At 46.6% G+C, this 11303-nt stretch carries 10 protein-coding genes; 4 read left to right on the forward strand and 6 right to left on the reverse strand.

Translation table 11 applies throughout. The features are described 5' to 3' along the window. The 3 genes from ACEW8S_RS13240 to ACEW8S_RS13250 all read left to right on the forward strand — a co-directional run. On the forward strand, positions 1-295 hold a 295-nt coding region (locus ACEW8S_RS13240), incomplete at its 5' end, for a glycerophosphodiester phosphodiesterase family protein (RefSeq protein WP_373518617.1). Between the two features lie 162 nt (positions 296-457). Beyond that, positions 458-862 (forward strand): PhoD-like phosphatase N-terminal domain-containing protein, encoded by a 405-nt coding sequence (locus ACEW8S_RS13245; RefSeq protein ID WP_373518618.1) that lies wholly within the window; start codon positions 458-460, stop codon positions 860-862. Then, on the forward strand, positions 813-2201 hold the full coding sequence (locus ACEW8S_RS13250) for an alkaline phosphatase (protein ID WP_373518619.1): 1389 nt from the start codon (positions 813-815) through the stop codon (positions 2199-2201). The genes ACEW8S_RS13245 and ACEW8S_RS13250 overlap by 50 nt, the downstream gene beginning before the upstream one ends. Before the next feature lie 464 nt (positions 2202-2665). On the opposite strand, the gene ACEW8S_RS13255 is transcribed toward ACEW8S_RS13250, so the two are convergent. Beyond that, a complete protein-coding gene (locus tag ACEW8S_RS13255; protein WP_373518620.1) occupies positions 2666-2986 on the reverse strand; it encodes a hypothetical protein in 321 nt (106 codons plus the stop codon). Between the two features lie 362 nt (positions 2987-3348). Between ACEW8S_RS13255 and ACEW8S_RS13260 the strand changes: the two genes are divergently transcribed. Further along, positions 3349-3615, forward strand: a complete 267-nt coding sequence (locus ACEW8S_RS13260; protein ID WP_373518621.1) for a TetR family transcriptional regulator C-terminal domain-containing protein — start codon at positions 3349-3351, stop codon at positions 3613-3615. Positions 3616-3880: 265 nt separating this feature from the next. Here the strand turns inward: ACEW8S_RS13260 and ACEW8S_RS13265 are convergent, their stop codons facing one another. From ACEW8S_RS13265 to ACEW8S_RS13285, 5 genes are all read right to left on the reverse strand, one after another. Then, on the reverse strand, positions 3881-4966 hold the full coding sequence (locus tag ACEW8S_RS13265; protein ID WP_373518622.1) for a phytase: 1086 nt from the start codon (positions 4964-4966) through the stop codon (positions 3881-3883). 75 nt (positions 4967-5041) lie between these two features. Further along, positions 5042-7909 (reverse strand): TonB-dependent receptor, encoded by a 2868-nt coding sequence (locus ACEW8S_RS13270; RefSeq protein WP_373518623.1) that lies wholly within the window; start codon positions 7907-7909, stop codon positions 5042-5044. 207 nt (positions 7910-8116) lie between these two features. Continuing rightward, on the reverse strand, positions 8117-9493 hold the full coding sequence (locus tag ACEW8S_RS13275) for a GH1 family beta-glucosidase (protein WP_373518624.1): 1377 nt from the start codon (positions 9491-9493) through the stop codon (positions 8117-8119). Next, entirely contained in the window at positions 9494-10507 is a 1014-nt protein-coding gene (locus tag ACEW8S_RS13280; RefSeq protein WP_373518625.1) for a glycosyltransferase family protein, read from the reverse strand. A gap of 13 nt (positions 10508-10520) precedes the next feature. Continuing rightward, a partial coding sequence (locus ACEW8S_RS13285) for a UDP-2,3-diacylglucosamine diphosphatase (protein WP_373518626.1) occupies positions 10521-11303 on the reverse strand: 783 nt, incomplete at its 5' end.

Raw genomic sequence — 11303 nt, forward strand, 5'->3', positions numbered from 1 at the left:
TACGGCATCCTATGCCGATGGTATCGGCCCGTGGAAGCCTTTTATCATCCCCTTTGAAACGGATGCGTCAGGAACGATTACCGTTTTGCCCGCAACCGATTTCATTGACTTGGCGCACAAATATGACTTGCAGGTACACCCGTACACCTTTAGAAACGAGGATGAAAAATGGAGCGGCGGAGACCCGGAGGCCGAATACCATCTGTTTTTCGACGCGGGGGTCGACGGCGTGTTTACCGATTATACCAACGAGGCGGTCGATGCAATAGAGACTTGGAAAGGTTGGGACAAGTAGTGTAACGTTACCTTAAAAGACAAAGAACCGCCCTGACAGTTTTGTGGGGGCGTTTTTTGTTTTCTTAACATATCCCGGTAAAACATAAATACTTTATAATATTCCCCTAACCCAAAAAGAACGTTCGGGCATTAGTTTCATCAAAACTTTTAAAGCATTGTTATGAAACGAGAAATTACATCGCGCAGGGCCTTTTTGGCCAAATCCATTTTAGCCTCCGGGGGCATTATATTGAGTTCGCAGCTTTTGGCCTGCAAGGATGACGATTTTCCACTTTTGGGCGGTGGCGGAAAAGACAATATCCCCAGATTTTTGCATGGAGTTGGCAGTTTTGACCCGACGGATAGCGCAGTTATCATCTGGACCCGTTTTACACCGACCGAAACGGAAATCCACAAAGAAATCAGGGTGAAATGGCAGGTCGCTACCGATTTCGGTTTTCATAGGATAGCGGCGGAAGGTGTTACCGTCGGTTCCGCTGCCAATGACTTTACGATTATCGAAGACGTCACCGGTCTTGCGGCCGAAAGCAACTATTTTTTATCGGTTCGTTCAAGAAGAACTTAGGGCCGAATCGGTAATTGGCGAAACCATTACCCTCCCTCAGGCCGGGGCATCGCTCGATAGCCTTAAATTGGCGATCTGCTCCTGTAGTAACTTTCCCGCAGGGCTCTTCAACGTCTATGACGCCATCGCCCACAGCGATGCCGATGTGGTCGTACATCTGGGCGATTATATTTACGAATATGGAGAGGGCGATTATGGTACTAACCATAATACAGAGGCCCTGAACCGCGTACACGACCCAAAAACGGAGATTTTAAGTTTGGAGGATTATCGCATGCGCTACCGTCAATACCGCACCGACGAGGGTCTGCAACTGGCCCACCAAAAAAAACCCTTTATCGTGGTCTGGGACGATCATGAGATTACCAACGATGCCTATAAGACAGGCGCCGAGAACCACGATGAAGATGAGGGTAATTATCAGCAGCGAAAGAACCGGGCAATCCGGGTACACGGCGAATATTTGCCGATACGTACCGATAACGGCGCCATTATCTACCGCAATTTCGAGTTCGGAAACTTGGTGAACCTCGTCATGTTGGACACCAGAATCATCGGGCGTGACAAGCAGTTGAGCTTTTCCGATTACTTTAGGGCCGACGGCAATCTTGACGTAGCTGCATTCTCACAGGCCATTGGCGACCCTTCGAGAAACCTTTTGGGCCCCGAACAACTATCATGGGCCAGCAGTACGATAGGAGGTAGTGGTGCATCATGGCAGGTTATCGGGCAGCAGGTGTTGATGGGCAAAATGTTTGTTCCCGCCGAACTTCTGTTGTCCATTGGCGCGATCGCCTCTGGAAATGCCACGCCCGAAACCTTTCAACAGCTGTTGCAGTTGATTACCGAGTTATCCGTTTTAAAGACAAGGGCCTTGCAAAACGACCCCACATTGACCAATGCGGAACTATCCCGTATCAACAGTGTATTGCCCTACAATTTGGATGCCTGGGACGGTTATCCCGTAGAGCGCGAAAGGCTATTCTCCCTATTGAAAGGAAAGAATACGGTGGTACTTGCCGGCGATACGCACAACGCATGGAACAACGACCTATTGGATAGCGGTGGAAACAAAATAGGAGAGGAATTCGCCTGTTCCTCCGTGACCTCCCCCGGCTTTGAAGGGCTGTTCGGCGACGACCCAGATACCATTATGGGCATCGAAAGGGCGTTTACCCTATTGATCGATAACCTGAAGTATTTCGATGCATCGCGCAGGGGTTATGTCATGGCTGGGTTCACAAGCGGTTCGGCAACGGCCTCATACCGATTTGTAGATACCATTGACTCGGAAAACTATCTGGTTTTTGAGGGTAAGAATGCGGTGTTGAATACGTAGATTATTGGAAGGTAGTCTATTAGGATAGGTTTTCAAAACCCACACCCTTTGATGTATAATGGGTATAGGGGAGTTTTCAGTTCCCCCCGATAACTTAATATTCTCCTAATTATGGGATAACCTCGAAACCGATCAAAATTTTAATATTTGCAGTGCACTATCCGGCATACGTTCTTACTTATTTGAGTCAGTTAAGTTTATAAGCCGATGGGGACATCGGTTTTTTTGTTTTAGAAGATTTTCAGACGCTTTTGCGCTTCCTTTATAAAGGCAATTTTTTACCTTCCGACCTAACACGATTTTCGCTGAAATTGATAACGTTTTGATCAAACGGTCATAACTTCGAGAAAGAATCGGCTGCCTATATTTGTGTGCCGTAGTTGTCGGTACGTTCTTACCCCTTATTGAATATGCCAGTAAATAAAACCGGACTTAGTTCCGGTTTTATTGTTTTCGGCCTGCGCTCAAGGATTTTGATTCGGCAACAGGTATCTTACAAGAAATTGCTCCTTGGCCTCAGCCGCAATCTTAATCCCAAGGCCAACTACTGTTTGCATAAAGAGGGCCAAGGCTAACACGGCGTTGTGATCCGCGCCGATGCGATCCAGTTCTTCCCAATTCATTACCCTAAACAACTTTTTGTAGTTTTCCTGCAAACCTTCCAATTTATCCTGTACCAGATTCAAAGTCTTTTTATCCTTTGGGTCTTTCAGATGTAAAAATGCGGACGCCCCTGAGGTATGGAACGTTGCTTTCCAATTACCACGATTTTCTTTATCTTCCATAGGCCCTCTTCAACAAGCCAAATATTTGGGCTGAGGGTCGGGACCTTAACGCCATTTTCAGTGCCCTGTCTGGGATAGGGGCCCTCCCAGGAAATCTTTGCCGCCCCCTGGAAGTGTTTTTACGGGGCTTCTCGCAACTATTGACGGGGTCGACCGGAAAATGCCCGAAATTGCCATGCCAAAGCAACTTTAGGCAACATGAAAATCAGCAGACCCTAAATAACCTTTTTATTAACCGGTGTATTACTGACACGGACAGACGAATACATAAGTTTTAAATAGTAGGCCTAGAAGGGCATACGAGCAAACTGTTTGAAATTGCTATTGATGAAACAATTGAAAATAAAGGGTTAGGTTGTTTTGTGGTCAACACCGCTACGGAACTCCTGCCCGGTAATACCAAAATCTGCGATTCTTTGGCCCTCAATAAAGAAACCATAGAAGGCCTGTTCGAGGATTACATTCAAACTGGCATTAAAAAAGGGGAAGTCAACAAAAATATAGACCCCAAAGCAATGGCCTCGATGCTATTTATCCACTACAATGGAATCAAGGTGATTTCCAAGATACGGCACGACAGAAAAGAATTACTATCTACCGTCCAGTTAATGCTCTCTTTGCTTGACTAGTAATCAATTTATTTTTGCTAACTTTTCAAGTGGATAGCTTACGATGTAGTTGAATGTTTATGGGTCACAACGGTTAGCACTCCATTCATGCAGGGTTAATGCCGAGTAAAGAAGTTCGTGAAACGTTAGTTTTTTAGGGCATGTTAAAACGAACGTTTTTTTAGGACAAAAATTAAAATTCGTCAGCTCTCACAAAAATAATTCGGCATACTGCAAAGCTCTCAATACTTTTCGGAAAAAAGATTTTCACAAGATTCCAATTAAATCATTCCCGTTCAGGCACTACCTTCCCCAAATCATAAAAATAAAAATTCCTTTCGTCGTTCATGGCCACGAAAAGGCCGTTGGGGAAGGTGGTGTTCAAGGGAACGGTTACCGCTTCACAGCCATCGGTTTCAAAGGTGGTCAGGTTTACGGCCTTGATAAAGGAATTATCCTTTCTTGAAAAAATATTAAATTCGCCCAGCTGCTGGTTCGAAACGATCAGATAGCCCTCTCCGTTTGGGTAAAGAGCCAAGGCAATGCCCTCTATGTCATCAAGAAAATAGTCTCCACCAAAACAGGAGATCTCGGTATCGCCCTTACCGGGTTCCGCATGGTATTTTCTGATACACACCCCTTCATCGGAATAGTAGACGAATCCGTTTTCATCGTCTATTGCGAGGGCCTCGATTTCTTTTTCACCACTGAATTTTCCAAATTTCCGTACAAGTTCAAACTTCACCGAATTCGGGAAATTCGGTGACTGGGTTGACTCCCCCAACCTTACGGGCTGCTCGCGCCTAACCGGCTGTGCGGATTGACTTGTTATTTTGTATTGGTACAGATAATTTTCAACAGGCCCCGATTTTCGACCGACAATCGCATAGATTTCTGAATCCTTAGGTGATTTGTAAAGACCTATTCCCATGGGAAATTGAAATTCCGAATCGGTCTCATCTTGAAAAACGGGAAATCCTCCACCATCTAAGGGTTTCATATCGGGTACGGAAAAGATACGTACTTGTTTACGTTCGCGTTCGGTAAAGGCCAGAATATCAGTTGTAGTGGAATCGTTCAGGCGAAAACCGTATTCCACATCGACGTTATTGGGTCTTTTGATATTTCGGATGGTTTTTTCTTCGATGATCTTTCCGTCTAGGTCGAAAGCGTAGATGGCACCGTTGGTTTCTTTGTCCGTTCCGAAGACGATACTTTGGGAGGCATCGTCGGGGTTGATCCAAATGGCCGGATCATCGGTATCGTTCAGGGTGTTTTCGGTGATCACATCGGGTGCTATCGGCGGAAGTTTGCTGCGGTTGCACGAGGTTAGAATAAAGATGGATACTAAGGGTGCCAGATATTGGTTCATGGATGTGAATTTAGACAAAAACCGCCCAGTTTCTTGGACGGTCTTTACGACATGGTGCATTGGTTGGCTAATACTTTATTTTTTGAACAGATCGTACTTCAGGCCCAATGTCAAACGCTGACCGTAGAACTCCACTTGTTGGGTGCGTGCCTTTATCCCCTGAAAATAGCGTAGAGGCTGATCGGTGATATTGTTCAGGTCGGCATAGCCCCTCAAATTATCGGTAATCGCAAAACTGGCACTGAAATCCAGAAAAAACTGGGTATCATAGTACCTGTCCTCAAAGGCGTTGCCGCCGATTTCGTCGATGTACGCGTCGGAAAAATTGGCGGAAAGGCGTGCGGTAAATTTTTTATCGGCATAGCCCAATGAGCCGTTGAACATATTGGGGGCCGTGTTGGGCAGGTCGATATCGGTACGCACGTCACCGTCTTCATTGGTAATTCCGTCGGCGGAAGAGCTTATGTAGGTGTAATTAAGATACAGACTGAAATTTTTGGCGAATCCGGGAAGGAAATCGAGCCGCCGCTGAAAGGCGATTTCGGCCCCGAATATCGATGCGGCATCCCCATTTAAGGGTCGGAACAGGTCGTAACCTACGGCATCCGCCCCGTATGTATTATCCGAAATCCCGGAAATGCTAGTGAACGTAAAATCCTTTATATCCTTATAGAACAATCCCCCGGAAATCAGTCCGACGCTTTCAAAATAATGCTCGGCCATCACGTCGAAGTTCATCGAGGTGGTCGCATCCAGATCTGGGTTGCCGACCTGAATCTCTTCGTCTTCGTTGACGATGTTCACGAAGGAAACTAAATCTACATAATTGGGCCTGGCCAAGGTATTCGTCCATGCAAAACGTAGAATCGTGTTGTTTGAAATGTCATATTTCAAATGTACGCCGGGCAGAATATTGGTATAGCTGCTCTCGTCGTTGGTGATGTCGCTGGCCTCGGCGTCAAAATCACCCTCATCATCGAAAACCACTAAGTTTCCGGTCGAGGAAACCTGGGTACTCTCCAGCCGTAGCCCGGCGAGTACGGAAAGTTTTTCGGTCAATTTTTGATCGAACATCGCATACCCGGCATAAACATTTTCTTCAACATTATAGTTGCCGGCCAGAAACTCGTCCTGTACCAAATTGCCGCCTGACAGGTCCAATCGCCCCAGCCATACCTCATCCGCATATAGGCCCGCACGATATTGACTGCCGGCCAAAAAATCGGCATCGGTATAGTCTTTAACGGGGACATCCGCTAGGGTCGGAAAGGTATCCTCCAAGTCAATCTCAAAAAAGACATTGTCCCGAAATTTGCTTTTAAATCTTCCTCTGCCCCCGAATTTTAAAGTACCGTCACCGTTTCCAAAGAAATCGGCAGGTAGTTCGAAATTCATGAAGACGTTGATATCCTCCTCTGCCGTATATTGGTTCTCGTTGGTGATCTCGTCGTATTCAAAATTTCCCAGATCATTGGCATCCGCTGGGTTCTCAGCGGTCATCAAGGGGAATCCGGGGTCATTGTTGTCGTTGATGACCGAATATTCCGATGCAAATACGGCATAGCGTTCGTTAAGGCGTTCTTCGGAGGCCTTGGCGTAAGCCCCCATCCAATCCATCTTCAGCGAACCGAACAGGTGGTCGCCGCCCAAACTGTAGTTCTGCATGCGCTGGTCTTCCAACCTTCTGTTTTTACTTCTATTGTCATCAAGACCTGCCTTTGTTTCCCGTTTTATTTCTGCGGGAAAACGGGTGGGTACGCCATTGGTTACCGTGAAGTCGTCTATCCCGAAATCTTCGGCATCCAATATTCCCTGTTCCAGGACATAGCGGTTTTCGCGGTCGTCGCGCCAGTTGTACATGGTCTTCAAAAAAACAGTATTATTGGGGTCGAACTTATAGTCTATATTGGCCGAAAAACTGCGTCTGATCCGTTGTACCAGATAGGTGCGCTGTTCGTTTACATTGGTATAGGGGTCGACATCGACTTCCTCTAAAATGGGCTCGCCGTCTTCGTCCTCCTCACCGGTATTGAATTCGAACTCATCTGCCCATTCCGCTTCCACGTTGTCGGAACCAAAATCCTTGGCGTTATAAGATGCCGCGAGCATCCAACCGAATTTTCCGTTTTCGCTTCTATTCCCCAGAAGAAAAGAACCGTTCCATATCGGCTTGTCGGTAATAAAATTGATGCCCGAGCCTGCCGTTGCCGAAAGCCGAAAACCCTGAGGGGAAGTTCTCGTGATCAGATTGACGGAACCGCCCAGGGCATCGGCATCCATATCGGGCGTTACCGCCTTGCTGACCTCAATGGTCTGGATCATATCGGCGGGAATCAGATCCATCTGTATGTTTCGGTTATCGCCTTCGGCGGATGGAATACGGCTGCCGTTCAAGGTTACGGAGTTCAATTGTGGCGACAATCCGCGGACGATAATATTCCGCGCCTCGCCCTGATCCACTTGCATCGTAATACCGGGAATTCGCTTGACCGCATCACCGATATTGGCATCGGGAAATTTGCCGATCTGATCCGTCGAGACCACGTTCGTGATGTTCATATTGGTCCGTTGGGTGTTGAGGGCCTTCGCTTGGCCGCCCAATCCGTACGCCGTGACCTCGACCCCTTCAAGGTCTAAGGTCTTCGGGTTTATAAAAATGGATAGCGACTGGGTTTTACCGGCATTTACGGTCACTTCCTGTTCTTGGTTGGCATAGCCCAAAAAGGTGATTTTCAAGGAGTAGTTACCCGCTGGAATATCGACCAAGGTAAACCGGCCGTCAAAATCGGATATAGCGCCCTTGCCCAAAGCGGGAATCATAACATTGGCCCCTGGAACGTAAATTCCGTTCTCATCCGATATGGTGCCCTGAATATTTCCGGTCTGGGCCTGGGCGGCGCAAAGACTGAATAAAAAGCTAAGAATTGGCAGTAACTTCTTCATGTTCGTAACTAGTTGGTTCTCGATACAAAGAAATAGATTAGCCCCTTAAAAAATGTTCCCGTAGGGTAAAGCTTATATTAAGGTTTCTTCGGATGAGGGCCTATAAAGGGATTTATTTACGACTGAGTAACTTTTACTTAACAAAAATCGATTGGGCCCTATCATGATCAAAAAACAAGATTCTCGGATTTATTTAAAAAAGATGGTTTATCGGCCATTTTGTGAACCCAAAAAACAGGCATACCATTTACCGGAATCCTTAACGGTTCGTTTTTGCGAGTCGAAGTCGACATATACAAGTCCGAATCTGGGGCGGTAGCCCTCGGCCCACTCGAAATTGTCGGTAAACGACCAAACGAAGTAGCCGGATACCTTTAGGCCATCCTTCTGCGCTTTGTGAATTTGTTCTAGGTATGCCTTTATGTACGTGGTCCTTTCGGAATCGGTGACTTTTCCGTTTTGCAGTCTATCTTCGAACGCGGCGCCGTTTTCCGTGACAATTATTTTCTTGATTTTTTTGTAGGCGTTGAACTTGCCGATCATCGCATATAGACTTGGCGGGTGCACTTCCCAGTCCATTGTAGTGATCTTTACGTTCCGTTGGCTAGCCTTGACGATTTTGGCGTGTAGATAAGGTACGGTATAACTGTGCCTTACGACCTCTCGGGTATAATTTTGAATGCCTATAAAATCAAAATCAAAAATACAGTCCTTACTATCTTCGGTCTTTTGATATTTCTCTATTTTTTGAAGTACCGGCACGCTTTCGGTAGGGTATCCCATTCCCAAGCTAGGTTCTATAAAAAGGCGATTGAGCAAAGCATCCGCTTTTTCGGCGGCCTTAATGTCTTTGGTACGGTCAGTAAAGGAAGATATCCGTGAACACGAAAAGGTGGTGCCGATCATCGCATCGGGCAAAGCATCGCGCAATACCCTTCCCCCCAATGCTTGGCATAGTACCGCATGGTGAACTGCGGGCAAGAAGTTTTTCAGGCCTTTTCGGCCCGGGGCATGCACCCCCAGAAAGTAACCGGCACCTGTAAAGACCATAGGTTCGTTGAGTATCATCCAATGTTTTACCCGGTCGCCGAAACTTTCCGCACAAAGCCGTACGTAGGTCTCGAACCAGCCCAGTATGTCACGGTTCGTCCAGCCGCCCTTTTTTTCCAGGGCGTGTGGCAGGTCCCAATGGTATAGGGTAACCCAAGGCGTGATATCATATTCCAAGCAGAAATCGATGACCCGATTATAAAAGGCGATTCCTTCTTCGCTTACGTTCCCGATACCATCGGGTAGTAGCCTGGTCCATGATAGCGAAAAGCGAAAATGGGGAATGTTCATTGCTTTCATGAGAAGAATATCCTCTTGGTAACGATGGTAAAAATCACAGGCAATTCGGCCATGCTGTCCTTGAGAGATATTTCCCTTTTTTGAAACGAATCTGTCCCAGATGGAAACCCCCTTGTCGTGAATATCGTGTGCACCTTCTATTTGATAGGCTGCCGTAGACACGCCCCAAACAAAATCCTTTCCAAAATCACGAGGCCTTAAATTGAACAAAGGGGGTTCGAAATTTTCGGGCATTTATAGAAATTCACGTATCGGCCTCACCAAAGTTTCCTCGAGCAGGCGATCGATGATATTTTCGGTGATATCGGGGTAGAATATATCCACTTTGGTATCGCTGTCGACCCAGCCCTTGATTTTGTCCAGATGTTTCTTTTTTAACGATTTCACTACCGGTACGCCCATTTCCAAAAGGGCGGCGGCGTTGCACTGTTGCTCGTATTGCCCTTTCATGGGTATGACCAACAGTTTCTTTTGCATGTGCAGTGCCTCTGCCGGGGTCTCGAAGCCCGCACCGCACAGAACGCCCTTGCTACTGGCCATACTTTGTATGAAAGCGGCATTCTCGATAGGCCGAAAGGTCATATTCTTCCAAAAGAACTTCGTTCGGTTATGTTTGGAAAAAACATCCCAATAAACGTTCGGAATAGGGGAAAGCATGTCCATGATTTTTTCATCGCTATAGGATGGCAGGTACACCGTATAGTGGTCTCCCTTCGTTCTGGTCGTGTTCCGCACCTCCTGCCGAATGATAGGGGTATACATCGTACTGTCATACTTTTTAAAATGGAAGCCGTACTGCGCCGAAGAAGGCGCATATTTTTTAAGGATCAGTTGTCCCAAGGCATCCTTTTTTTTGGGTCTTGGCGTATGTGGGGATAGCAATGCGGCCTGATGGCTCAGCGCAATACAGGGTTTCTGCCGTAATTTACAGGCCCAGGCCGAAATCGGCTCAAAATCGTTGATAATCAGGTCGTAATCAGAAACGGGAACATTTTTGACCTCTTTTTGAAGGTGTGCCGCATTGGTCCTCAAATAGGTACGCCACATATCGACACCACCTGTTTTTCCGAATATAAAACTCCATCCGTTCAGTTGATATTTTATGGGATAGGGTATTCGGATGTCCGCTTGTGTACCACTGATCAGTATATCGAGATCAATATTCTTCCGTTGAAGAACGGGAACAATATCACGTGCCCTGCTCAAATGGCCGTTGCCCGTTCCTTGGATGGCGTATAGTACTTTCATCGGATTGTTATCTTTAGGATGCTTTATATTTAGCTTCCGGACGGTCAAGATGCTGAAATTCTGTCATCATCCTTTGAAAAAGTTCTTCCTTTTCAAGACTTTCTATGGGGTCGTCGGCATCCATGGCGTATGCTTTGAGCTTCACATCGTCTTCGTACCGGTACAACGACCATTTGCCTTTATAATATTCCAGTGCGGTCAGGTTCTCTACCCAGTCCCCCGAATTGAGATAGATCACCGATCCGTTCGCATTTTCTATGGTCTTGATTTCCGGATGGTGTATGTGGCCGCATATGACGTAGTCGTATTTGTTCTCTATGGCAATATCGGTAGCCGTTCGCTCAAAATTATTGATGAACTTGACCGCCGATTTGACCCCGTTCTTAATTTTTTTGGACATGGAAACCGGTCCCCTGCCTATTTTTTTATAGCAAAAGTTGACAGCCCTGTTGATCAAGATCAACATATCGTACCCCATCGCCCCGAGCTTTGCCAACCATTTGGAGTGTTGCATGGTCACGTCGAAAACATCACCGTGAAACAGCCATGCCTTTTTTCCGTGTATGGGGAGTACCAATTTGTTGGCAATGGAGAACGACCCCAATTTGAACCCGACGAACTTTCGCAGCATCTCGTCGTGGTTACCGGTGATATAATGCACCTTTACGCCCTTTGATACCCACTCCATCAACAGTTTTACGACCTTCATGTGCGACTTGGGCCAGTATCTCTTATTGAACTGCCAGATATCGATGATATCGCCGTTCAATATGACCCTTTTTGGATTGATCGATTT

Origin of the sequence: Pricia sp. (assembly GCF_041745955.1) — a bacterium.
GTDB lineage: Bacteria > Bacteroidota > Bacteroidia > Flavobacteriales > Flavobacteriaceae > Pricia.

Coding starts and splice junctions, on each gene's coding strand:
- ACEW8S_RS13245 (WP_373518618.1), top strand. CDS start 458: ATGAAACGAGAAATTACATCGCGCAGGGCCTTTTTGGCCAAATCCATT.
- ACEW8S_RS13255 (WP_373518620.1), bottom strand. CDS start 2,986: ATGGAAGATAAAGAAAATCGTGGTAATTGGAAAGCAACGTTCCATACC.
- ACEW8S_RS13265 (WP_373518622.1), bottom strand. CDS start 4,966: ATGAACCAATATCTGGCACCCTTAGTATCCATCTTTATTCTAACCTCG.
- ACEW8S_RS13270 (WP_373518623.1), bottom strand. CDS start 7,909: ATGAAGAAGTTACTGCCAATTCTTAGCTTTTTATTCAGTCTTTGCGCC.
- ACEW8S_RS13275 (WP_373518624.1), bottom strand. CDS start 9,493: ATGCCCGAAAATTTCGAACCCCCTTTGTTCAATTTAAGGCCTCGTGAT.
- ACEW8S_RS13280 (WP_373518625.1), bottom strand. CDS start 10,507: ATGAAAGTACTATACGCCATCCAAGGAACGGGCAACGGCCATTTGAGC.